This window comes from Roseibium polysiphoniae, assembly GCF_014842925.1.
Classification (GTDB): domain Bacteria; phylum Pseudomonadota; class Alphaproteobacteria; order Rhizobiales; family Stappiaceae; genus Roseibium; species Roseibium polysiphoniae.
This window is the reverse complement of record NZ_JACYXJ010000004.1, coordinates 358608-383431: the sequence shown is the minus strand read 5'-3', so window position 1 is coordinate 383431 and position 24824 is coordinate 358608. Positions and strand designations below refer to the sequence as shown.

Annotated in this window: 22 protein-coding genes; 16 read left to right on the top strand and 6 right to left on the bottom strand. The window is 58.3% G+C overall.

Annotated elements, in window-relative coordinates; genetic code table 11:
- Positions 1-2 precede the first annotated feature (2 nt).
- The 6 genes from IG617_RS11955 to IG617_RS11930 form a co-directional block, all read right to left on the bottom strand.
- Positions 3-950 carry an ABC transporter permease gene (locus IG617_RS11955; RefSeq protein ID WP_192109441.1) on the bottom strand — a complete coding sequence of 316 codons (948 nt, stop codon included), beginning with the start codon at positions 948-950 and terminating at the stop codon, positions 3-5.
- A 1-nt stretch (position 951) separates the two neighbouring features.
- A complete protein-coding gene (locus IG617_RS11950; protein ID WP_192109440.1) occupies positions 952-2019 on the bottom strand; it encodes an ABC transporter permease in 1068 nt (355 codons plus the stop codon).
- A 16-nt stretch (positions 2020-2035) separates the two neighbouring features.
- The gene (locus IG617_RS11945) at positions 2036-3646 is read right to left on the bottom strand and encodes an ABC transporter substrate-binding protein (RefSeq protein WP_192109439.1); all 1611 of its coding nucleotides are present in this window, start codon (positions 3644-3646) and stop codon (positions 2036-2038) included.
- A gap of 414 nt (positions 3647-4060) precedes the next feature.
- Positions 4061-5071: an NAD-dependent epimerase/dehydratase family protein gene (locus tag IG617_RS11940; RefSeq protein WP_192109438.1), complete on the bottom strand. Its 1011-nt coding sequence runs from the start codon at positions 5069-5071 to the stop codon at positions 4061-4063.
- A gap of 121 nt (positions 5072-5192) precedes the next feature.
- A complete protein-coding gene (locus IG617_RS11935; protein WP_192109437.1) occupies positions 5193-6101 on the bottom strand; it encodes a PfkB family carbohydrate kinase in 909 nt (302 codons plus the stop codon).
- Positions 6098-6802 (bottom strand): GntR family transcriptional regulator, encoded by a 705-nt coding sequence (locus tag IG617_RS11930; protein WP_192109436.1) that lies wholly within the window; start codon positions 6800-6802, stop codon positions 6098-6100. Before IG617_RS11930 ends, IG617_RS11935 begins: the two co-directional genes overlap by 4 nt.
- 96 nt (positions 6803-6898) lie before the next feature.
- On the opposite strand from IG617_RS11930, the gene uxaC reads away from it, so the two are divergent.
- From uxaC to IG617_RS11850, 16 genes are all read left to right on the top strand, one after another.
- Positions 6899-8305, top strand: a complete 1407-nt coding sequence (uxaC, locus tag IG617_RS11925) for a glucuronate isomerase (RefSeq protein WP_192109435.1) — start codon at positions 6899-6901, stop codon at positions 8303-8305.
- Positions 8306-8332: 27 nt separating this feature from the next.
- Positions 8333-9313, top strand: a complete 981-nt coding sequence (locus IG617_RS11920) for a TRAP transporter substrate-binding protein (RefSeq protein ID WP_192109434.1) — start codon at positions 8333-8335, stop codon at positions 9311-9313.
- A 20-nt stretch (positions 9314-9333) separates the two neighbouring features.
- Positions 9334-9900 (top strand): TRAP transporter small permease, encoded by a 567-nt coding sequence (locus IG617_RS11915; protein WP_192109433.1) that lies wholly within the window; start codon positions 9334-9336, stop codon positions 9898-9900.
- A 1-nt stretch (position 9901) separates the two neighbouring features.
- The gene (locus IG617_RS11910; protein WP_192109432.1) at positions 9902-11182 is read left to right on the top strand and encodes a TRAP transporter large permease; all 1281 of its coding nucleotides are present in this window, start codon (positions 9902-9904) and stop codon (positions 11180-11182) included.
- 9 nt (positions 11183-11191) lie between these two features.
- Positions 11192-11509, top strand: coding sequence for a cupin domain-containing protein (locus IG617_RS11905; RefSeq protein ID WP_192109431.1), 318 nt, complete (start codon positions 11192-11194; stop codon positions 11507-11509).
- Positions 11510-11533: 24 nt separating this feature from the next.
- Positions 11534-12358: a 5-dehydro-4-deoxy-D-glucuronate isomerase gene (gene kduI / locus IG617_RS11900; protein ID WP_192109430.1), complete on the top strand. Its 825-nt coding sequence runs from the start codon at positions 11534-11536 to the stop codon at positions 12356-12358.
- The gene (gene kduD, locus IG617_RS11895; RefSeq protein ID WP_192109429.1) at positions 12355-13083 is read left to right on the top strand and encodes a 2-dehydro-3-deoxy-D-gluconate 5-dehydrogenase KduD; all 729 of its coding nucleotides are present in this window, start codon (positions 12355-12357) and stop codon (positions 13081-13083) included. Before kduI ends, kduD begins: the two co-directional genes overlap by 4 nt.
- Positions 13061-14518, top strand: coding sequence for a mannitol dehydrogenase family protein (locus IG617_RS11890; RefSeq protein ID WP_192109428.1), 1458 nt, complete (start codon positions 13061-13063; stop codon positions 14516-14518). The genes kduD and IG617_RS11890 overlap by 23 nt, the downstream gene beginning before the upstream one ends.
- On the top strand, positions 14515-15699 hold the full coding sequence (uxuA, locus tag IG617_RS11885; RefSeq protein WP_192109427.1) for a mannonate dehydratase: 1185 nt from the start codon (positions 14515-14517) through the stop codon (positions 15697-15699). Before IG617_RS11890 ends, uxuA begins: the two co-directional genes overlap by 4 nt.
- Before the next feature lie 219 nt (positions 15700-15918).
- On the top strand, positions 15919-16929 hold the full coding sequence (locus IG617_RS11880) for a BMP family protein (protein ID WP_192109426.1): 1011 nt from the start codon (positions 15919-15921) through the stop codon (positions 16927-16929).
- Between the two features lie 102 nt (positions 16930-17031).
- A complete protein-coding gene (locus IG617_RS11875; RefSeq protein ID WP_192109425.1) occupies positions 17032-18579 on the top strand; it encodes an ABC transporter ATP-binding protein in 1548 nt (515 codons plus the stop codon).
- Positions 18576-19658: an ABC transporter permease gene (locus IG617_RS11870; RefSeq protein WP_192109424.1), complete on the top strand. Its 1083-nt coding sequence runs from the start codon at positions 18576-18578 to the stop codon at positions 19656-19658. Before IG617_RS11875 ends, IG617_RS11870 begins: the two co-directional genes overlap by 4 nt.
- On the top strand, positions 19655-20599 hold the full coding sequence (locus IG617_RS11865; protein WP_192109423.1) for an ABC transporter permease: 945 nt from the start codon (positions 19655-19657) through the stop codon (positions 20597-20599). The genes IG617_RS11870 and IG617_RS11865 overlap by 4 nt, the downstream gene beginning before the upstream one ends.
- A 33-nt stretch (positions 20600-20632) precedes the next feature.
- Positions 20633-21919: an amidohydrolase family protein gene (locus tag IG617_RS11860; RefSeq protein ID WP_192109422.1), complete on the top strand. Its 1287-nt coding sequence runs from the start codon at positions 20633-20635 to the stop codon at positions 21917-21919.
- 284 nt (positions 21920-22203) lie between these two features.
- Positions 22204-23454 carry an MFS transporter gene (locus IG617_RS11855; protein WP_338109969.1) on the top strand — a complete coding sequence of 417 codons (1251 nt, stop codon included), beginning with the start codon at positions 22204-22206 and terminating at the stop codon, positions 23452-23454.
- Entirely contained in the window at positions 23451-24806 is a 1356-nt protein-coding gene (locus tag IG617_RS11850) for a lysine N(6)-hydroxylase/L-ornithine N(5)-oxygenase family protein (protein WP_192109420.1), read from the top strand. The genes IG617_RS11855 and IG617_RS11850 overlap by 4 nt, the downstream gene beginning before the upstream one ends.
- Positions 24807-24824 lie beyond the last annotated feature (18 nt).

Sequence of the window (24824 nt, the reverse complement as noted above, 5' to 3'; positions counted from 1 at the left end):
CCTCACGACTTCGATTTCTTGGGGTCGAGAATGTCACGAAGACCATCGCCCAAGAGGTTGAAGCCAAGCGACACGATGAAGATCGCCAAACCCGGCATCGTCGCAACCCACCACTGGTCCAGAATGAACTTCCTGCCGGCCGAGATCATTGCACCCCATTCCGGCATGGGCGGCTGCGCACCCAGGCCCAGAAATCCGAGACCTGCAGCAGTCAGGATGATGCCCGCCATGTCCAGCGTCATGCGAACGATGATCGAGGACAGGCACAGCGGCCAGATGTGCCGGACGATGATGTGCAAGGTTCCGGCCCCTTGCAGGCGCACTGCGGAAATGAAATCCGAATTGCGGATTGTCAGCGTCTCCGCCCGCGCAATACGGGCGTAAGGCGGCCAGGCCGTGATGGAAATCGCCAGGATTGCGTTTTCAATTCCCGCTCCCAAAGCAGCTACGAATGCAAGGGCAAGAACCAGCTTTGGAAACGCCAGGAAGACATCGGTCACGCGCATCAGGACTTCGTCGGCCCAGCCGCCGAGATAGCCTGCGAAAGTGCCAACCAGAAGTCCGAAGACGGGCGCGGTGACCGCAACCAGGGTCACAATCAAAAGCGTGATCCGCGAACCGTAGATAATGCGGCTGTAGATATCTCGTCCAAGCTCGTCAGACCCCAGGATGAAGCCATCAGTGCCTGGGGGTGTCAGCCGTGCCGCAAGATCCTGGGCGACCGGATCTGCAGTCGCAAGCCAGGGCGCGAAGACAGCGCTGGCAAGCAAACCGACAAGGATAAGGAAACCCAAGAAGGCCAGCGGATTTGCAACGAGTTTCAGCCAGCCACTATAGAGCTGAACCATATTGGCCTGAAATCGCGATGCCGGAACATCGGAGTTCAGCCAGGCCTTCAGGCTCTGCTTTGGCGCCGCCGTCTCGGGGCTCTGTTGAGTGTCGAGGTTCATGTCAGCGCGCCCTCGGGTCAACAAGCTTGTAGAGAACATCAGATAGAAGGTTGAGCCCGACAAAGACGAGGCCCACGACGACAGTCCCTCCGAGCACCGCGTTCATATCCGCCGACAAAAGCGCGTTGGTGATGTAATTGCCAAGACCTGGCCATGCGAAGATGACTTCAGTCAGAACAGACCCTTCCAGAAGATTTGCATAACTGAGCACAATCACAGTGATCAGTGGGATCATGACGTTGCCGAGCGCATGCCGCCAGATCACCTTGGTTTCCGACAAGCCTTTGACGCGGGCCGTCGTGATGTATTCCTGGCTCAGCTGTTCAAGCATGAAGGACCGGGTCATCCGGCTGATATAGGCCAGCGAATAGTAGCCAAGGATCGACGCTGGCAGAATGATGTGGCTGACCGCATTCCAGAAAATGGTCCAGTCGCGGGCGATCAGGCTGTCGATGAGGATCATTCCCGTGACCGAGGGGATGATGTCCTCATAGTAGATGTCCAGCCGCCCGGGTCCGCCAACCCATCCAAGCTTACCGTAGAACACCAGCAAACCGATCAGGCCGATCCAGAAAATCGGCATGGAGTAGCCAAAAAGGCCTATGAACCGGACGATCTGATCAGGCCAGCGCCCTTCATAGACGGCCGAAACCACACCAGCGGGAATGCCGAGCACCACGCCAATAATGGTCGCAAGGGTTGCCAGTTCGAGTGTCGCCGGGAAAACCCGGCCAATGTCCTCGATAACTGGACGGGCCGTCAGAACCGAGGTGCCGAAGTTGCCCGTAACGACATCCCGTACATAGTAGAAGAATTGAACAACAAGGGGTTGGTCCAGGCCCAGCTGTTTGTAGGCCGCGTCGTAGACTTCCTGGCTGGCACGCTCGCCAACCAGCGCAAGCACCGGATCGATGGGCATCACCCGTGCGATCAGGAACGTTACCAGCAACAACCCGAACATGGTTGCGACCATGGAAAACAGGCCGGCACCCAGCCGCTTCAAACCCCTGAAAAAAGGAGAGGCGTTTTTTGTTCGCCTCTCCCCAGGAGTGCTTTCAACACTCGTCATGTTTTGCTTGCCGCGCTTACTTGGTTACGTTGCCGTAGTAGACGGCCGAGATCGCGGCACCGATGGAATAACCTTCCACATTGGCCCGCAGCGCGTTCTGTTCAGTTTTCTGGAACATGATCGCGAAGGGAGCCTCCTTCTGGAAGTCTTTCTGCAGCTGAACATACATTTCAGCGCGCTTGGCCGTGTCGGTTTCCTGAGCCGCAGCAGCCGTACGCTCCGTGTAGCCGTCAGCCGCCCAGGCGTTCCGCCACGCAAGCTTGCCAGTCAGCTTCGCTTCGAAGCTGTTGTCCGGGTTTGACGTAAACGTATCAGCGTTTGTGTGCGGATCCGGATAATCCGGGCCCCAGGCGCCAACATAGATCTGGAAATCGCGAGCGCGATATTTGCCAAGCGTTTCCTTGCCTGTGCCCTGAACGATCGATGCCTTGATGCCGGCCTGACCGAAGGTGTTCTGGAGCGACTGAGCAATTTCAACGCGCTCCTGTGCGGTCCGTACGATGAACTCAACCTCGAAGCCATCCGCAAGTCCGGCTTCTGCCAACAGGGCCTTCGCCTTTTCGATGTTCAGGGAATAAGGCTTGTCCTTGAGTTCGCCGAGGTAGGAAAGCGGCAGGTATGCCTGGTGAACCATGTACTGGCCCTTGAGGAAGGAATTCACCATTCCGTCGTAGTCGATCAGATACTTGATCGCCTCGATGACCTTGGGCTTGGACAGGGTCGGGTCCTGCTGGTTCATGGAGATATACATGATCCGGCCGCGCTGGTCGGTCATGACCTTGACGTCTTCGCTCTTCAGAACGCCAGAAACATCTTCAGGCGAGAGATTGCGAACGATGTCCACGTCGCCTTTTTCAAGAAGCAGACGCTGCGATGCAGATTCTGCAATATGGCGCACAACCACACGGTTCATTGCCGGAGCGTCGCCGGAGAAATTCGGGTTCGCCGAAATCGTCAGGGATTCATTCGGCTTCCAGCTGGTCAGCTGGTAAGGGCCGGAACCGGCAGAGTTTGTCTTCAGCCATCCGTTGCCCAGATCGCCGTCAACTTCGTTTTCCAGAACCAGCTTGCTATCGACGATGCTGGCGATTGCCGCGGTCATGCAGTTCAGCACGAAAGACGGCGCATATTTCTTGTCGGTCACCAGGACGAATGTTCCGTCATCCTTGGCCATCAACGTCTCTGAAGCATTCTCTTCAGTGAAACCGAACTGTGTGAGAATGAAGGACGGCGTCTTCTTAAGGAGAACGGCGCGGCGCAAGGAAAATGCGACATCGCTTGCCGTCACCGGGTTGCCGGACGCAAACTTCAGTCCCTCGGCAATCTTGAAGGTGAATGTCTTGCCGTCTTCAGAAATTTCCCAGCTCTCGGCGATTGCCGGCTGATAACCCTTGGAGAAATCCTTCGGATCGTAGGCAATCAGACGCTGATAAACGTTGTTTGCGTAGTCTGAACCAGAGAATTCAAACATTTCCTGAGGATCGAGGGAAATCAGATCGTCGATTTCCGCAGCAACCACAAGCATGTTCGGTGGCGTTTCAGCATAGGCAGCCGGAATGGCGCCGATCATCGGCATGACAAGAGCGGTTGTCAGCGAAAGCGCTGCAATTGTTTTTCCAAAAAGCATCTGGTGCTCCCCTTGATTATTTAAGATCGCGAAGGTGGAAGGGCATTGGCTCGCGAGAGATGACAGTCTGCCCTTCAGCCTACTAAAGTTGCAAGGGCAAGAATTTGTGCAATTTTCACAAGGGCATGGAGATCGTGACAATCGCAGGGAACGCTCGAACCTGCATTTCCACAACGTGGGCGAGAATAATCTCGCATGCGAACCAGGCACATAGCAGACTGGCGTCTTTCTAGGCGTTCACTGCCGCCATGTTCGGCATGGTCATAATATGATCAACAAGCAGCAGCCGCGACCAGTTGCGCAGGCAGCAAGAGCAGATCGCTCTGCCGGAACTTCTCTCGGGCACTCAGGGATGAAGCCTTACGAGGCCCGCGATGCAGATGCATCCGTCCGGGCACCGTTTCACACTCGCATTTAGATTTCGTAGTAGGCCCGATACCACTCGACAAAGCGTTTGACGCCGGTTTCAACATCAGTCTTCGGTCGGTAACCGGTCAGCTCTTGAAGCAAATCCGCATTGGCCCAGGTTGCCGGCACATCGCCCGGCTGCATCGGCATCAAATTGCGCTCTGCAGCGCGTCCGGTCGCCTTTTCGATCGCGGCGATGAAGTCGGTCAGTTGAACCGCATTCGAGTTGCCGATGTTCACCACCCGCCAGGGGGCAACCGGTGAAAGACTGTCCCCCTCTGGAACAACGCCCTCGGCCGGACGTACCGGCACCGCATCGATCAAAAGCCGAATGCCCTCGACAAGGTCTTCGACGTAGGTGAAGTCACGCTTCATGTCGCCGAAGTTATAGACGTCGATCGGCTTGCCTTCGAGGATGGCCTTGGTGAACTTGAACAGCGCCATATCCGGGCGGCCCCACGGGCCATAGACTGTAAAGAACCGGAACATGGTAATGGGCAGCTCGAACAGATGCGCATAGGAATGCGCCATGTTCTCATTGGCCTTCTTTGTCGCAGCATAGAACGACATCTGGTGATCGGCCTTGTCGGTCTCGGTGTATGGCATGTGGGTGTTGGCGCCATATGCCGACGAGGTTGACGCCAGCAGCATGTGCTCGGGCGGATGGGCGCGCGCTGCCTCCAGCAGCTCAAATGTGCCGTTGATGTTGCTTTCCAGATAGGATCGCGGGTTCTCAATCGAGTAGCGAACCCCGGCCTGCGCCGCGAGATGAACCACCACATCGGGGGTCTCTCGGGAGAACAGTTCCTTGAGCAGATCCGGTGTTTCAATCCGGTCGTTCAGGGCTGTGAAATGTTCATTTTGCAGCAACATCTGCTGCCTGCGCTGCTTGAGCTTGACGTCGTAATAGTCCGTCATGGCGTCGAGCCCGATGACGCGGAAGCCATCATCCAGGAGCCGCGTACAAAGGAAGTAGCCGATGAAGCCGGCCGATCCAGTAACCAAAGCAGTGCGCATCGAGCTCAAAACCAATATGGACCAAGGACGCGCTTCCTTAACCCGGCGCCTTTGATTTTACAATTCAAACCCCGACACACGGCCGGCAGTTTTCAACGGGCCGAGAAGGCACTTGGGAACGTCACACATGTTCGACAACATCCACCAACGCGCCTCGCTGCCCGATGACTGCGCTGGCCAGCCTGTTTCCCGCCTCAACGCACAGCGCCAGGGACTTGCCTTGTAAGTGTGCGGCGAGAAAACCTGCATTGAAACTGTCGCCGGCCGCGGTGGTGTCAACGATGCTTCCGACGGCGTTTGCAGGCAGCGCAGTCATCTCGCCGTCTTGCAGGCAGATCACATTGCCAGGACCGTTCTTGACGATCACCAGCCCCGCTCTTTCAGCCGCATAGCGTCGCGCCGTCTCCTCGCAGGACCCATCGCCGAAATGAGATGCCTCATCTTCAAATGATGGCAGCACAATATCGCTGAAACCTGCGGCTTCGGTAATCGCGGCGCACATGTCCTCTTCGCTGGCCCAGAGCCGTGGCCTAAGATTGGGATCAAAGGCGATTGTAGAGCCATTGGATCGTGCCTTGCCGACAGCATCCAGAAACTTGTGTCGATCCGGCACCGACAAAATTCCAAGCGTTATGCCCGAGAAGTAGATCAGCCCGGCCCGATCAAGTTTTCCCTGCAAGGCCTCGGCGTTTGCGGCAAGACAGCGCGCTGCAGACTCCGAGCGCCAATAGGCAAAGCTTCGCTCGCCCTCACTGAGCTGGATCATATAAAGGCCAACGGTTCTGTCAGCCCGCCGTTCGATCAGGCTCGTATCGATCCCGGCACTGTCCAGAAAATGAACCATATTGTCGGACAGAGCATCCTCGCCGACCGCTGTGAGATAGGACACGTCCCAGGTCTCAGGCAGCAGCTTGCGCGCATACCAGGCCGTGTTGAGCGTATCGCCGGCAAAGCCCATGGCGAATGTGCCATCACTGGTGGGCGCCATTTCGACCATGCATTCGCCGATGGAGAGAAAACGATTTGTCACTGTTCAGTCTCTCCGGCAAAGAACTCGGAATAATTGGCACGAATACGTGGAATTTGCTCCTTGATCCGCGATAGGTGAAGGTGCATCAGCGCCATGGCACTGGTGCTGTCGCGTGCCTTGATCGCCTCCAGAACCTTGACGTGATCGTCCAAGGCGGCTTGCGAGGCAAACGACAGCGAGAGAAAACGGACGCGGTCCATATGCGCCTTGTTCTCGCGGATGATTTCCCAGGCAAAGGCAAGACCGGTCCGCTCGCAGATTTCCCGGTGGAACTGGTCGTCGTACGCATGAAACTCTACAGCGTCGCGCGCTTCGACCGCCTTGCGCTGCAGCTCCAGAAGATCGTCCAGCGCCTTGTGATCCTCTTCGGTCAGTTTCTCGCAGGCAGCGCGCACCGTCTCGGCTTCGATCGCGCTGCGTACAAACCGCGCCTGAAAGACGGCTCGCTCCGAAATTTCGGAGACGATCGTCGCACGTTGGGGCCGGATTGACAGGAACCCGAGTTTGGACAGGCGATAAAACGCGTCGCGCACCGGCTGCCGCGAAACTCCAAGAGCCTTGGCAACTTCAGCCTCCGACATCTTCATGCCCGGCGGCAGCTCGAGCGAGAGAATCTGCTGATGCAACTCATCGAAAACAGTATCGGCGACCGACGGTCTGTTGAGTGGCTCCAAGGCCCTCAATGGGCTCGATCGCGACATGATTTCCCTCCGTTGACTCATTCTGCGTACTAGCATATTACCAAACTAGTTATATGAAAAGCCCTTGCCTTCAAGGTATCCAATAGGAGCGTAAACGTGAGTCAGTTGAATCCGGACAGGCTTTTTCCCTTGGAAGAAAATACGCGGCAGGTGGCCCGCGAGCTCTACCAGACCGTGAAAGACTTGCCGATCATCAGCCCTCACGGACATACGGATCCGCGTTGGTTCGCAGAAAACGAAGCCTTTCCCGATCCCGCACAGCTGTTCATCACCCCCGACCACTATGTCTTTCGCATGCTCTGCTCCCAGGGCCTCGCATTGGAAAGCCTCGGCATCCCGCGTGCAGATGGCGGTTGGACGGAAACCGACGGCCGAAAGATCTGGCGGATCTTTGCCGAGAACTATCATCTGTTCCGCGCCACGCCATCGCGCATGTGGCTTGATCATGCTTTCGAGGAAGTCTTCGGCTGGACCGAGCGTCTGAACGCCCAAACGGCGGACGCCGCCTATGACCACATCGCCGATTGCCTTGCAAAGCCCGAGTTCCGCCCCCGCGCGCTCTTCGAACGTTTCAAGATCGAGGCCATTGCGACGACTGAGGGCGCCCTTGATGATCTCAAATGGCACCGGCAGATCCGCGAAAGCGGCTGGACAGGCAAAGTCATCACGGCGTATCGACCGGATGCGGTGGTCGACCCGGAGTTCGACGGCTTTGCCGGCAATGTCGAGGCGCTTGGCGAGCTGACCGGAGAAGACACCTCAACCTGGGAGGGCTATCTCCAGGCACACCGGATCCGCCGCGCCTACTTCAAGGACTTCGGCGCAACCTCGTCCGACCATGGGCACCCGACCGCGCGCACCGAGAACCTCTCTGCCGCTGATGCCGCTGCACTCTTTGCCAAGGCTTTGAAGGGCAGTTGCACTCCGGAAGAAGCTGATGCGTTCCGCGGTCACATGCTGACTGAAATGGCCCGGATGAGCCTCGAGGACGGCCTCGTGCTGCAAATTCATTCCGGCAGTTTCCGCAACCACTCTGCGCCCACCATGGGCATATTCAGCCGCGACAAGGGCTTCGATATTCCCACACGCACCGAATATGTGCAGGCGCTTAAGCCGCTTCTCGATGCCGTCGGCATGGAACCCGATCTGACGATCATCCTTTTCACCCTGGACGAGACCACATGCGCCCGGGAGCTCGCACCGCTTGCGGGTGTTTATCCGGCCCTCAAGCTTGGCCCAGCCTGGTGGTTCTACGACAGCCCGGAAGGCATGCGCCGGTTCCGGGAAACAACGACCGAAACCGCCGGTTTTTACAACACCGTCGGCTTCAACGATGACACACGCGCTTTCTGCTCGATTCCCGCGCGCCACGATGTGGCACGCCGGGTGGACTGCGCCTATCTCGCAACGCTCGTCGCAACTGGGAGGTTAGCGGCGGACGAGGCGTATGAGGTTGCACAAGACCTCAGCTACCGGCTTGCGAAGCAAGCCTATCGGCTCTGACGAGCCAATCATGATGGGAGGAATATCATGAAGATCGTAAAAACCCTGGCGTCAGCCTTGCTTGCCAGCGTCGCGCTTGCGACCACGTCCATGGCTTGCGAAGTGACCCTGAAGTCATCCGACACACATCCGGATGGCTATCCGACTGTTGAAGCGGTCAAGCACATGGGCAAACTTCTGGAGGAGCGCACGGACGGCCGTCTGTGTGTTGAAGTTTTCCACTCTGCTCAGCTTGGACAGGAGAAAGACACGATCGAACAGACAAAGTTCGGCGTGATCGATTTGAACCGCGTCTCCACGGGACCGTTCAACAACCTGGTCGAAGAGACCAAGGTTATCTCGCTGCCCTATGTCTTCAAGTCCGTTGATCACATGCACACTGTGATGGACGGTCCGATCGGCGACGAAATCCTTGAGGCATTCGTGCCGCACGGCTACGTTGGTCTGGCTTTCTTCGATGGCGGCTCGCGCAGCTTTTACAACAAGGTCAAGCCGATCAAATCGATCGACGATCTGGCCGGAATGAAAGTCCGCGTGATGCAGTCTGACATCTTTGTCGACATGATGACCGCTCTCGGCGCCAATGCGACGCCCATGCCTTACGGTGAAGTCTATTCCGCCATTCAGACGGGCGTGATTGACGGTGCCGAGAACAATTGGCCTTCTTTTGAATCTTCGGGGCACTACGAAGTTGCCGGGTACTACACGCTTGACCAGCATCTAATCGTTCCCGAAGTCCTGGTCATGTCCAAGATCAGCTGGGACAAGCTTTCTGCTGATGATCAGGCTGCCGTTCGTCAGGCCGCCCGAGATTCAGTTCCTGTCATGCGTGATCTATGGGTTGCCCGCGAGAAAGCGTCCGAGGAGAAAGTTCGCGCAGCAGGCGTCGAGATCGTTGAAGAGATCGACAAGGCCCCCTTCATGGCAGCCATGGACAGCGTCTACGAAAAGCATGTCACGTCAGACAAGCTGAAAGACCTCGTCAGCCGCATCCGCGCCACCGACTGATGTGAGCGCAAAGAGGGTTCATGGCGCTCGTCGCCATGAACCTTGCGTGCCGGGAGGAAACCTTGCAGGACTTCATGAAAAATGCCGCGCGCCCGATGGGCTTGATTGCGCGCCTTGCGCTTTGGCTCGCGAGTGCCGGTCTCTTGCTGATGACCGCATTCGTCTCCGCTCAGGTCTTCATGCGCTATGTGATGAATGACTCGATCGTCTGGAGCGAACCCGCTGCCATCATCTTGATGGGATGGTTTATCTTCCTTGGAGCGGCGGTCGGAATTCGGGAAGGTTACCACCTGAGTTTCGATGTGCTTCTTTATTTTCTTCCGACCAATGCAAAGCTCTGGCTTCACAGTGTGTCCGATCTCATCGTGGGAACGTTTGGACTGGGAATGCTCTGGTTCGGCGCACAGCTGATGCTGTCCTCCTGGAATGTGATCCTGCCATCTCTCGGAATTTCAGGTGCGTTCGACTTTCTACCGCTCGTCGCCGGGGGCATTTTGATCGCCATTTTCTCGCTGGAACGCCTGATACGGCGCGCCGCCGGTCTTCCCACCGCCCGCTTTGGCGAAACCGAGTTGGAGGAAGGCTGATATGGAAGTCTGGGTCCTCTTCGGAACATTTGTATTTCTGCTCCTCATCGGCACACCAGTTGCCTTTTGCCTTGGCGCAGCTTCGCTCGCAACAGTGCTTTATCTCGGCATGCCGCCGGTGATCGTCTTCCAACGCTTGAATTCCGGCGTCTCGGTCTACGCCTTGATGGCCATCCCCTTCTTCATCTTTGCCGGGGAACTCATGGTGCGCGGCGACATCGCCCGACGACTTGTTGCACTTGCCGGCGCGATGGTCGGCCACCTTCGAGGCGGACTGGGCCAGGTCAACATTGCCGCATCCGTCCTGTTCGGGGGGATTTCGGGTTCCGCTGCGGCCGACGCAACCGCAATTGGTGGTCTGATGATCCCACAGATGAAGAAGAAGGGCTACGACGTCGACTATGGTGTCAACGTCACCGTCGTCTCATCAATCATCGCTCTCATGCTCCCACCGTCTCACAACATGATCATCTATTCGATCTCCGCCGGCGGACGGCTGTCGATCGCCGATCTTTTCACGGCAGGAATCATCCCGGGATTGCTCCTTGCGATCACCTTGATGATCACCGCATGGTTCGTCGCCAAAAAGCGCGGCTATCCGACGGAAAAATTCCCCGGCTGGTCAGCATTCGGGCTGCTGTTCTTCAACGCTATTCCCGGCATCCTGCTCATCGCGATCATCTTTGGAGGCGTGCGCTCAGGCATCTTTACGGCATCCGAGAGCTCCTGCATCGCGGCGGTCTATGCGCTTCTTGTGACCACACTTGCCTATCGCACCATGCATTGGCCCCAATTCGTGGCTGCAACAAGGGCTGCCGTGAGAACAACGGCGATGGTTTTGCTCGTGATCGGCAGCGCGGCTTCCTTCGGCTGGCTTCTGGCCTTCCTTCGAATTCCTGCCGAACTGGTCGCCATGATGAAGGATCTCTCCAGCAACCCAATCGTCATTTTGCTGCTGATCAACCTGATCCTCTTGATGCTCGGGACGTTTATGGACATGTCGCCCCTGATCGTCATCACCACACCGATTTTCCTGCCCGTCGCCACGGCGTTCGGGATCGATCCCGTACACTTCGGCGTTATCCTGGTGCTCAATCTGGGGATCGGCCTCTGCACCCCGCCGGTCGGTACAATTCTGTTTGTCGGGTGTGCAGTCGGCAGGATCTCCGTCTGGCAAGCCATCAGGACCATCTGGCCCTTCTATGGAGCGGCCTTCGCGACGCTCATGCTTGTCACTTACGTTCCATTCCTGTCGCTCTGGCTGCCCTCACTCTTCCACTAGGAGATGCCCATGTCACACCAGCCTTTCCCTGAAGTCCCGGCAGATCCGGGCATTACCCGCCAGGTCCTCTCCGAAAACCCCGCCCTCATGATGGTTGCATTCCGCTTCAAGGAGGAAGGTGCGGAAGGAAAGCTTCACAATCACCCTCACGTTCAGTCGACCTATGTCGAAAGCGGACGCTTCCGGTTCACAGTGGCAGGCGAAACCTTTGACGTTGGCCCCGGCGACAGCTTCGTCATTCCCTCCGATGCCCGCCACGGCTGCCTCTGTCTTCAGCCCGGAACGCTGATAGATTGCTTCACGCCGCGCCGCGACGATTTCCTCTGATATTATTCCAAAAGGACTGTTTCAATGCTCACTGTTGAGACCCGTTACGCCATAGACCCGCAGACCGCCAAGGGTCTGGACACGCAAGGCCTGCGATCACATTTCCATGCTGATGGCCTCTTTGCCGAAGGTGAAATCCGGCTGGTCTACACTCACTATGATCGTTTGATACTGGGCGGAGCTGTGCCGGGAGCCGGATCGCTTACCCTCGACCATGTCGCCGAAACCGGCACGCCCTCCATGCTCGATCGCCGTGAAATGGGGATCTTGAACATCGGTGAAGCGGGCGAAGTTTCAGTCGGCGGCACGAACTACACCGTCAACAACGGGGATGTGCTTTATATCGGCATGGGCTCGGGTCCGGTGACTTTGTCCGGAAAGGGACGCTTTTACATTCTGTCCGCACCAGCCCACCGCAGCTGCCCCACAAAGCTGATCCGGATTGAAGACGCCCGTCGCGTCGAACTCGGTGCATCGGAAACCTGCAACGAACGCGTTATCCTGCAGTTCCTTCATCCAGAGGTCGCCGAAAGCTGTCAGCTTTTGATGGGCTACACCCAGTTTGCTCCTGGCTCCGTGTGGAACACGATGCCGGCCCACGTTCATGATCGTCGTATGGAAGCCTACCTCTACTTCGACCTGGCTGATGATCAGCGCGTTTTCCACTTCATGGGCCAACCGGAAGAAACACGGCACATTGTCATGGGAAATGAAGAAGCGGTGATTTCACCGCCCTGGTCGATCCACTGCGGTGCAGGCACTGGCGCCTACACATTCTGCTGGGCAATGGCTGGCGACAATGTCGACTTTACCGACATGGACATGGTGGCCATGGGAGACCTTCGGTGACCCCATTTTCCCTTGAAGGCAAACGTGCGCTGGTCACCGGTGCAAACACCGGAATCGGTCAGGCCATCGCCATCGCGATGGGAACGGCAGGCGCTGAGGTTCTTTGCGCCGCTCGCCGCGATTGCAGTGAAACACTGAGCCAGATCGGCAAGGGCAAGGCGATAACCCTCGACTTTGCCGACCCCATGGCCGCGCGTGATCTTTTTGAAGAAGAGCACGTCGATATTCTCGTCAACAATGCCGGCATCATTCGCCGTGCTGATGCCGTGGATTTCACTGAGGCGGACTGGGACGACGTCATGGACGTCAACATGAAGGCGGTTTTCTTCACGTGCCAGGCTTTCGGAAAAGCTGTGCTCAAGCGCAACGGAACAGGGCAGATCGTCAATATTGCCTCGCTTCTTTCGTTTCAGGGCGGCATACGTGTGCCGTCATACACGGCGTCCAAACATGGCGTGGCCGGAATAACCAAGCTGCTTGCCAATGAGTGGGCTGCAAAGGGCATCAATGTGAATGCAATCGCGCCCGGCTATATCGCCACCAGCAACACCGAGGCTCTGCGCAATGACGAGACCCGCAACCGGCAGATTCTCGAGCGGATTCCGGCAGGGCGTTGGGGAGAGGCCAAGGACATTGGCGAAACGGCAGTCTTCCTCGCCTCACCTGCCGCGAAGTACATTCATGGCGCCGTAATCAACGTAGATGGAGGCTGGCTTGCCCGCTAACCTGACGCGCCTGGGGCGCAAGAATTCCAAAACGACCAAGCCTGGCATTGTCCACCTCGGACTCGGTGCTTTCTTTCGCGCACATGGTGCCGTTTACATCGAAGAGGCCGTCAACGCCTCGGGAGGCGACTGGGGCATCATCGGCGTCAGCCTGCAAAGCCCACGCATGCGCGACCAACTCGCCCCGCAGGACTTTGCCTACACAGCGCAGGAACTCGGCCCGAGCGGCGAGACACTGCGCCAGATCGAAATCGTTCAGGATTTGCTTGTCGCCCGCGAAGATCCCGAAGCGGTTCTGGCAGCCATGGCCGATCCGGAGATCCGCATCGTCAGCCTGACCATCACTGAAAAAGGCTATTGTCACGATCCCGCCACAGGCGCCTTGAACGTCTCTCATCCTGATATCAAGCACGATCTCGAAAGCGAGCTTCCTGTCTCGGCTCCTGGTTTTCTGGTCCGTGCGCTCCAGCGACGCAAAGCAGCAGGCTTGCCGCCCTTCACAGTCCTGACCTGCGACAATCTTCCGGAAAACGGCAAACTCGTCAGCCGTATTGTTCTAGATTTTGCACAAGAGCTGGATCCCGATCTTGCACGCTGGATCGAGGAAGAAGGGCGCTTCCCCTCGACCATGATCGATCGGATTGTGCCTGCCACCAAACAGGAAGATATCGACGCGCTGGCGGAAAAAACCGGCGTCTACGACGCGGCGCTCGTACAGCATGAACCCTTCCGGCAATGGGTCGTCGAAGACGACTTCGTTCCAGCTTATGGCACGGGCGCAAGACCAGATCTCGGTGCCGTCGGCGTCGAGCTCGTCGAGGATGTCACGCCATACGAGCACATGAAGCTCAGGATGCTGAACGGCACCCACTCTTCTCTTGCCTATCTCGGCTACCTTGCGGGTTACGAGACAATTGCCGATACGGTTGCCGATACGATGTTCGCGGCGTTCGTGAAGGCATTGTGGCGCAGGGAGATCATGCCATCCTTCGAAGCCCCGCCCGGTGTTGACCTGAGCGCCTATGCCGACGCCCTGTTTGGCCGCTACTCCAATCCCGCGATACGCCATCGAACCTGGCAGATTGCCATGGATGGCAGTCAGAAACTGCCGCAGCGCATTCTTGGAACAGTCCGTGACAATCTTGCTGTTGGCCGGCACTGTCAGGGGTTGGGCACAGCCATAGCAGCCTGGATGATCTATGTGGGCGGCACCGACCTCACCGGTGCTCCAATCGATGTGCGTGATCCCCTCGCAGATCAACTGAAAGCGCTTTCAGATGGCGGCGAAACACCTGGTGAGAAAGTCGCGGCGTTGCTCTCGGTCAAGCAGATCTTCGATCAGGACCTTGCCGCTGAGATCCGCCTCGAAATCGAGGCAGCCTACATGCTGCTCATGGCCGACGGCGTACGGACGGTTTTGGAGGACCTTTCGTGAAGGAAGGCTGGCGCTGGTATGGTGCTTTCGACAAGATCAGCTTGAGTGAGATCGCCCAGACGGGCGCAAGCGAGATCGTCACAGCGCTGCACCAGATCCCCTATGGAGAGGTCTGGCCGCAAAAGATGATCGCGGAAACCAGACAGGAACTTTCGGCGGCCAGCTTCAACTGGAGTGTTGTCGAGAGCCTTCCGATCCATGAGCAGATCAAGCGCGGCGAAGGTGATCTTTCGCAGCTCTTTGCAAACTATCGACAGTCGATGGCCAATCTCGCCGCAGAGGGCATTGAAGTCATCTGCTACAACTTCATGCCGCTGCTGGATTGGACCCGAACCGATCTAAGTGCACCTGTCGCCCGCGGTGGGTCCTGCCTTCGATTTTCTGCTCCCAAGATGGCAGCTTTGGAACTCTTCATCATCAAGCGTGGCGAAGCCGCAAACGACTATTCAGACGACGTGGTTGCAGCCGCCAAAGCCTGGTTCGAAACCTCCACCCAAAGCGACCGGGACGCCTTGCTGAAGGCGGTCATGGCAGGCCTGCCTGGTGCTTATGACCGCTACGACGCCGAAGGCTTGCGAGAAGCGCTGAAGGACTATCGCGGGATTTCCCGGATGGATCTGCGCAGCAACTACAAGCGGTTCCTCGATGAGGTGATCCCCGCGGCTGAAGATCTTGGGCTGCGCTTCGGCGTGCATCCTGACGACCCCCCACGCGACATCCTTGGGCTGCCCCGCATCGTATCTGACAGCGATGACATCGACTGGATCCTCAAGGCGCATCCAAGCCCGGCAAACGGCCTGACACTTTGTGCGGGATCGCTCGGCGCAAATCCCGCAAATAATGTCCCGGCAATCGCCCGGCGCTTCGCGGGGAGCATCCACTTCGCGCATTTGCGCAATGTCTCCAAAGAACCCGATGGCTCGTTTGAAGAAACCGAGCACTTGGGCGGCGACACGAACATGGTCGACCTCGTCTCTGTCCTTCTTGAAGAAGAAGGCAGGCGCGCGTCCCAAGGCAGAGCTGACGCCCAGATCACGTTCCGCCCTGACCATGGCCACACCCTCTTCGATGATGATGCCCGCGGCGCCCACCCAGGATACCCACTTCATGGTCGCATGCGTGGCCTTGCGGAATTGCGTGGGATCATTGCCGCTCTCAGCCAGGTGAAATGCGCCGCATAATACCATTGCCCGAACGCTTGGCGTCCCCGGCCGCGGCGGCACCAATTTGGCAGACGGTCCAACAGGACCGCCACTCTTGATTGAGACGCCTATATTTGTGCAGATTTTCTTGACCGAATGTTCAAAAAATCAGCAAGCCACATAGTGCGCCAATATTGTGGGCCTGCCTTTTTTGTGATCAACTCTCCGCGCTTATGACAATAATTTCAGGGGTTCTAAATGGCTCATTCGAAACCGATTTCATGGTCCCGCCGGGCCATTCTCACCGCTGCCATGGCGGTTGCGACGACCCTGTCGCTCGGCATGCCGGCAGCATTTGCCAAGGACAAGCCGATCAAGGTCGCTGCGATCTACACGGTCCCGGTTGAACAACAGTGGGTTAGCCGCATAAACAAGGCGCTGAAAGCTGCCGAAGAGCGCGGTGACATCACCTACACATTCTCCGAAAACGTGGCCAACACCGACTATGAGCGCGTCATGCGTGAATATGCGGAACAGGGCATGGATCTTGTCGTCGGTGAAGCCTTCGCCGTCGAACGGGCTGCGCGCAAGGTCGCTGCGGAATACCCGGACACAGCCTTTCTCATGGGCTCGTCCTTCGGTGCCGCCAAGCCAAACTTCGCGGTCTTTGACAACTGGATCCACGAGCCGTCCTATCTGACCGGCATGATCGCGGGTGCAACCACCAAGTCGAACATCATCGGCATGGTCGGCGGCTACGCCATTCCTGAAGTCAACCGCCTCATGAACGCCTTCATGGAAGGCGCGCTCGCGACCAACCCGGACGTGAAGTTCCTCGTGACCTTCATCAACTCCTGGTACGATCCGCCCAAGGCTAAGGAATCTGCCTTCGCAATGATCGACAAGGGCGCGGACCTCCTTTACGCGGAGCGCTTCGGTGTCTCCGATGCGGCAAAGGAAAAGGGCATTCTGGCCATCGGCAACGTCATTGACACCGCCGGCGACTATCCGGGCACCATCCTGTCCTCTGCGCTTTGGCACATGGAACCGACCGTCGACAAGGCCATTGCAGCTGTCCTTTCCGACAGCTTCGAGCCGGCCGACTACGGCCCCTACAGCTTCATGTCCTATGGCGGCGGCAGCTTCGTTGTCGATGAAACCCTGGCACCTGCTGACGCAGTGGCAGCAGCCAAGGAAAAAGAGGAAGAAATCCTCGGCGGCCTGTTCCGGGTCAACGTGAACGACAGCGAACCCAAGTCGACCATGTAATCAACACGTCGAGCGCGGGCGAGGAGATCCTTGCCCGCGCTCACCTCCCGAGATCACGGCTCCCGTCATCGGGAACTCCAAGACTTCGCCGAAAGACCCGCCATGACCAAAACCTCACCAGATGCCGCTGTCGTCCTGAAGCTCGACGGCATCACCAAGAGGTTTGGCGCGCTGACGGCCAATGGCGACGTCTCCCTGTCGCTCCGCAAAGGCGAGATCCTCGCATTGCTTGGCGAAAATGGCGCCGGCAAAACCACCCTGATGAACATTCTTTTCGGCCACTATGTTGCCGATGAAGGCACGGTTGAGGTCCTGACGGAAGACGGATCCCTCACAGAGCTTGACCCAGGCTCTCCGCATGCCGCGCTTAACGCTGGCATCGGCATGGTTCACCAGCATTTCACGCTCGCAGAGAACCTGACGGCCCTCGAGAACATTCTCCTTGGCACAGAACCTTTGTTGGCGCTCAAGTCTGGCCGCGCGCGAGCCCGCGAGAGGCTCTCGGACCTGATGACTGGGTCGGGCCTTATAGTGGATCTGGATGCTCGCATCTCAACACTTTCGGTTGGCGAAAAGCAGCGCGTCGAAATCCTGAAGGCGCTTTATCGCAACGCCCGGGTCCTCGTTCTTGACGAACCAACCGCTGTCCTGACACCGCAGGAATCCGATACGCTTTTCGCCACACTCAAGAAGCTGGCTGCAGATGGTCTCGGCATCATCTTCATCTCCCACAAGCTCGATGAAGTGATAGCCGCATCGCACCGCGTGGCCGTTCTGCGGGGTGGCCGCAAGGTCGCGGATCAACCGACCGAAGGTTGCGACAAGCGCCAATTGGCCGAGCTCATGGTCGGCAAGACGGTTCCCGAAAGCACCCGCGACAGTCAGGTCCCCGGAGCAGCGCGCCTCATCCTGTCGAGCGTAACAACCGGCGCCGGCCGCGACGCCCTTCATTCAGTCGATCTGGAATTGCTGTCGGGCGAAATCCTTGGCATTGCCGGTGTCTCGGGCAACGGACAGGGCACCCTGGCAAAGGTCATCTCGGGCCTTCTACCGCCCTCATCAGGCACAATCGCTCTCGATGGGGAAGTGCTCACAAGCGCGGACGCCCGGCGGATGATCGACACAGGCATCGCCCGCATTCCGGAAGATCGCCACAAGGACGGCATCGTCGGCCCCATGTCCGTGGCGGAAAATCTTGCCATCGAAACCATCCGCAAACCTCAAAACCAGCGCTTTGGCTTTCTTCGCTTTGAAGCGATCGCACGACGCGCCAAAGACGCGATCGTCGCTTATGACATTCGATGCCAGGGGGACAAGGCACCTGCGCGGCTTCTTTCAGGCGGCAACATCCAGAAAATCGTTCTGGCCCGTACACTTGATGCCAGTCCGAGCGTCGTTCTGGCGGCGCAGCCATCCCGAGGCCTCGACGTCGGCGCGACGTCCGACGTTCACCGCCGCCTTTTGGAAGCGCGAGCCCGGGGCGCTGGCGTCATCCTCATTTCAGAGGATCTGGACGAACTGTTGAGACTATCCGACCGCATCGCCGTCATGCACCGAGGCAACCTTTCACAGCCCGACAAGACCGAGACGCTCGATCGAGCGACGCTGGGCCTGCGTATGGCCGGACAATCGAAGGAGCAAGCGGCATGATCCGCTTTGAACCGCGTGAACCTTCTTCCCTTCCGCGCCTGATCCTGATCCCGGTTGCGGCAGCGATCGTCGCACTGGCACTGGCGGCGATCCCGATGCTGTTCGCAGGCCTTTCCGTTTTCAATGCCTACGGCTTGATGTTGACGGGCGCATTCGGCTCTGTCTTTGCCTTCACTGAAATGCTAACCCGCGCAGCACCTCTCATCCTGACCGGTCTTGCCGCCGCCCTCGCCTTTCGGGCCAAGCTCTGGAACATCGGCGCCGAGGGCCAGCTTTACGCCGGCGCGCTCGCAGCAGTCGCTATCGGCTCCGGCATGATCGATGCCCCGAGTATCGTCCTGATCCCGCTGGTGGTCTTTTGCGGCGCCCTGGCCGGTGGCGTCATGATGCTCGGACCAACGCTTCTGAAGACAAGGCTCGGCGTTGATGAGGTCGTGACCACCCTGCTCCTGAATTTCATCATTCTGCTCTTCGTGCAGATGATGCTGGAAGGACCAATGAAGGATCCCATGGGTATGGGCTGGCCGCAGTCGGAACCCATGCTCGATGAAGCCATGCTGCCGAAGCTCATGGCCCGCATGCGGATCCATGGCGGTCTGATCATCGCCTTTATCGCTGCAATTGGCATTCACATCCTGCTGAAGCGCACGGTCTGGGGCTTCGAGATCCGTGCCGTCGGCGAAAACGCCAATGCAGCCCGGCACGCCGGCATTCCGGTGACGGCGACCTTCATTCGCGTTGGCCTTTTTTCGGGCGCGCTGGCGGGCCTCGCGGGCGTTGGCGAGGTTGCCGGTCTGAAGGGCTATCTGACCGCTGACCTGTCGCCCGGCTTTGGCTACTCGGGCATCGTCGTTGCCATGCTCGCGGGCCTCTCGCCCCTTGGCGTCGTGATTGCTGCCCTCTTCATCGCAAGCATCTTCGTCGGTGCCGACAGCATGTCCCGGGCCACGGGCGTCTCCAACTATCTTGCCGATCTGATCGTTTCCATGGCGCTGATCTGCGTTCTGATTTCGGGCCTCTTCCTGAGGTTCAAGGTCCGGTTCGTCGGCGCGAAATCCACTGAAGGAGTTTCGAAATGAGCGACATTCTCGAAATTCTCCTGAACGCAAATTTCTGGGCCGCCGCCCTGCGCATCGCAACGCCGCTCATCTTCGGCGTGATCGGGGCCCTCGTCTGCGAACGCGCCGGCGTCCTCAATCTCGGCATTGAGGGCATCTTCACCGCAGGTGCCATGGCCGGTTGGATGGCGGTCTGGCTCGGCACCGGGCTTTGGGGCGGCGTTCTGGTCGCAGCGCTTGCCGGTGGTTTCTTCGGATTAATTCACGCCATCCTCACCGTCCCGCTCGGCCTCTCCCAGCATGTGTCAGGCATCGGCGTTACCCTCTTTGCCACGTCGCTTAGCTATTTCATCTATCGAACGGCCTTGCCGGACGTCTCTTCGCCTCCGCGCATCGAGGCCTTCAAGCCGCTTGATATTCCAGGCCTGTCAGACCTTCCCTTCATCGGCCCGGCCCTGTTCCAACAAACACCTCTGACCTTCCTCGCCCTAGCTATTGTTGCAGTCACAGCCTTCGTTCTCTATCGCACACCGCTCGGCCTCGCGATCCGCGCAGTCGGCGACAACCCGTCAGCAGTCGAATCCCAGGGCCTTTCCGTCTATGCTCTGCGTATGGGAACCGTTATTGCCGGCTCGGCCCTCATGGCGCTCGGAGGCGCCTTTCTAACGATGTCCGCCTTTGACGCCTTCTTCTTCGGCATGGTCAATGGCCGCGGCTGGATCTGCATCGCGCTCACCGTCTTCGCCTCCTGGCGGCCGGGGAAGGCCCTGATCGGGGCTCTGCTCTTTGGTGCTTTCGATGCCTTCCAGGTTCGTCTGCAGACCGAGGTCGGTAGCTTCATTCCAGGTCAGGTTTTCCTGATGATGCCCTATATCCTGTCCATTGCCGCCCTTATCCTTGTTGCCCGAAAAGCAGATTATCCGCGCGCACTGCTGGTCCCCTATTTCCGCGGCCAGCGCTGACGCGAAAGCCACAAAGAAAGGAAAGTTGCCGCAATGAGCTTCGATCTCCTCGTCAAGAACGCATCATTGCCCAACGGCCAGACAGGCATCGACATTGCCTGCAAGGATGACAGGATCGCCGCGGTCGAGGCAGGGATTGCGGCTGACGCGGCGCAGGTGATCGATGCGAACGGTCAACTTGTCTCTCCGCCCTTCGTAGACAGCCACTTCCACATGGACGCGACGCTTTCGCTCGGCCTGCCACGGATGAACGAAAGCGGCACCCTGCTCGAGGGCATAGCACTATGGGGAGAACTGAAGGAGATCCTCACAGTCGAGGCCGTTGTCGAGCGCGCCCTGCGCTACTGCGATCTCGCCGTGTCCCAGGGACTGCTCGCCGTCCGCAGCCATGTCGATGTCTGCGACGACAGGCTCACCGGCGTGAAGGCGCTCTTGGAGGTGCGCGAAAAGGTCAAGGACTACATTGACCTGCAGCTTGTCGCCTTCCCGCAGGACGGGCTCTACCGTTCGCCGAATGCGGAAAAAAACCTCTTGAGTGCCCTCGACATGGGGGTCGATGTGGTCGGAGGCATTCCGCATTTTGAGCGCACCATGGAGGACGGTTCCAAATCCGTCCGCCGCCTGTGCGAGATCGCTGCCGAGCGCGGTCTGATGGTCGATCTCCACTGCGACGAAAGCGACGATCCGCTGTCCCGTCACATCGAAACCCTCGCTTACGAAACACAGCGCCTTGGCCTTCAGGGACGCACGGCTGGCTCTCACCTGACCTCCATGCATTCCATGGACAATTACTACGTCTCCAAGCTTCTGCCGCTGATCGCCGAAGCCGGCGTCCATGCGATCGCAAATCCGCTGATCAACATCACGCTTCAGGGTCGCCACGACACCTATCCGAAACGCCGCGGCCAGACCCGCGTCCCGGAAATGCGCTCCTACGGCATCAACGTTTCCTTTGGCCACGACTGCGTCATGGACCCGTGGTACTCGCAAGGTTCAGGCGACATGCTCGAGGTCGCCAGCATGGGCTTTCATGTTGCCCAGATGACAAGCCGTGACGACATCCGTTACGCCTTCGACTGTGTAACCAAACATCCCGCAAAGGCACTGGGCCTTGAAGGTTATGGCGTCGAAAAAGGCTGCAAGGCGGATTTTGTGCTGCTGCAGGCCAAGGACACGATCGAGGCCATACGGCTGAAGGCAACGCGCCTCGCCGTCGTTCGGTCCGGCAAAGTCATCTCCCAAACGCCGCCCCGGATAGCGCATCTGTCCCTAGAGGGCCGCCCTGAATCGGTTGACCCTTCGTCCTACGCGCCTGCCTAAAAACTGAATTTTTCAGCATACCGAAATGACGCCTGGCCGATCCTCATCGTCCGGGCCTGATGTGTCACGCCGCGGTGCTCTGCTCAAACGAGCGCACCGCACCTAAATCTTTGGTTGCATTGCCATTCGGCCATTTTTTTACGTGTCTGCGCTCGGAGCGCAGGGAAAAATGCAGCGCCAAAATTGCGTCAAAAGCTGCAAAGGCCACGTGTTTCGCAGCACTGTATGGTTGTAGAAAATCGTAATAAATACGAGATGCACCTATTTACCTGAGTAAATTACTCATGTATTTACCATGCGCATCGAAACGATGGCCCAGCAAGGCGTCAATGTCTGAAAATTCGTCTATAAGATTGATATTGCTGTCTAATTCATTCCATCAAGCGACGCTTGTGGTTATGGTGCCTATCCTTCAGGAGATTTACGACCTCTCGCTTTCATCGCTCGGCGCCATCATTGGCGGCGGCCTTCTCGTCTCGGCCTGCACGACCCCGATATGGGGGCACGAGGCGACCAAGACCGGGGCCCGAAAAGCGTTGATGCGCAGTGCAACGGGCAGCCTCATTGGAATCCTTTTGCTGTGCTGCTCCTTGGCCTTGGCACAGAGCTCAACCGACGATAAGTACCCTGGGTTGTTTTTGCTGATTGCGGCGCGATTGATCTACAGCGCCTCCGCTGCTGCGGTCTTGCCGGTAGCGCAAGCCCTAAGCTCCAACCACGGCAACGGCAAATCACTGCTCAGCGCGATCGGATCATTGAATGCCATGAACGGCATCGGCAGGGTTGCCGGCAATGCCCTGGTGACGCCTTTGCTCCTTGCTGGTGCAGCCATGCCAATCCTGATTGTAATACCCGCATATCTTTACGCCCTGATAGGCATCGCGCGCGCGCCACAAAGTCTTTCGGAAACAACCTCTGAGGCTGATCGCAAGACACGGCTGGGTCTCGGCGGTCTCCCGATGTTCGCAATGGCCATTGCTATGGCGGTTCAAGTCACGATCGGCGCCGCCTATGTGCTCCTCGCACCGCTGATCCTCGAAAGGCTTTCAACCGACGCCACAGAGGCCACATCAGCCGCAGGCATCGCCCTGACCTTTGCGCTCCTGTGTGGCATTTTCACCCAACTAGTGCTGACACGGCTGTTTTCCGACAGACTGTACTTCGCGCTGACAAGCGGGGCCTTCATTCTGTTCCTCGGCCTGCTGGGGCTGGCGGAAGCATCGACCCAACTTCAGTTGTCTCTAGCAGCCAGCGCCCTCGCCGTTGGCACGGCGCTGGCCTTGAGTGCCAATCTGACCGCAAGGCTTCAGGAAACACCGAAGGCTGACAGACCGCAGACATCAACGTGGCTCGCCAGCGCGCAAATGCTGGGCCTGGCCTGCGGAACCACCCTGTTTGCCTACCTCGGCGACATCGACCTGACGTTTGCGCTTCAACTCGCAGCTCTACTGGCCTGCCTGGTTTTCATCGCCGTCCTCGTCAGCAGGGTACTGCCCGTCCAGCCCCTCAGTCCGCGCAAAGGAACTTCTGAATGACCACCTTGGCCCCAGTTGGATCACCCAACGCTCCTGAAGCAATCAAGGACCTGATCGGCATAGGCATCGGCCCATTCAATCTCAGCGTCGCTGCCCTGCTCGACAGCATGCCGAAGATGAATGCCACGTTCTTTGACCAGAAGCCGGAGTTCGTCTGGCACGCAGGTCTGATGTTTCCCGGCAGCATCCTGCAGACTTCATTTTTGAAGGACTTGGTGACCCCCGTCATGCCGACAAGCCCCCACTCCTTCGTCAATTATCTCGTTGAGCAAAAGCGCTTCTACGATTTCATGGCCGGACGTTTCAACGGCGTCAGCCGCACCGAATTTTCGGCCTACATGACCTGGGTCGCGCATCGCCTGCCAAGTACTCGGTGGGACAGCGGAGTGCGCGAAGTGAGCTTTGATGGCGAGGCGTTCCAGGTTGAGCTTGATAACGGCCTGAAGAGCTGTGCGCGGAACCTGTCAGTCGCCACCGGCATGAAACCAAACAAGCCGGATTGGGCCGCCCCTCACATAGGTCCGACGTGTTTTCATGCCGGCGATTATCTCCACCGTGCAGCATCTTTCAGCGGCAAGCGGGTCACGGTAATCGGTGGAGGTCAAACAGGCGCCGAGATCGTTCTTGACCTCTTGACCGCACCGGGCCGTGAGCCGGCACAAGTATCCTGGATCAGCAACCTCCCCCGTTTCTCGCCTTTGGAGGAAGGAGGTTTCGTCGATCAGGTCTTCACACCGGGCTATGTCTCGACTTACCAGACGCTTCCCCGGGCTGGAAAACGCAGCGAAGTCGCAGGACAAAAACTCGCCAGCGACGGCCTCACGCCCGCCACCATCGACGCCCTCTATGAGGAAATCTACCGCAGGAAACATTTGGCAAATGCGCCCGACACCGTCACCCTTCTGCCGGGTCGCAACGTTTTTGCACTCGACCGGGACGCCGCGGGGTATCGCATCCATACAGACGTGACCGCCTGCCAGACGGCGGAAACCGTGAGTGCCGATGTCATCATCCTGGCGATCGGCGCAAAGCCGAGCCTGCCGGAGTTCATGGCACCTCTACGCGATCGCATCGACCTTGACCCTGCAGGTGTTCCCCATCTGTCACAAGATTACCGGATGACCTTCGACGGCCCCTCCGAGAACCGCATATTCGGCCTCAATATGGGCCTCGCGTCCCACGGGATCGTTGACCCGCAAATGAGCCTCATGGCTTGGCGCGCCGGTGTCATCGTCAATGCTCTCGCGGGCAGCCAGGTTTTCGATGTGGAGCCCGGCGCCGACATCATCAGTTGGCCGCGATTGGACCAACCTGTCGCGACGTCTCTCGAACAAGCAGCCGCTGCCGGCTGAGCCCTTCGCAACAGGACC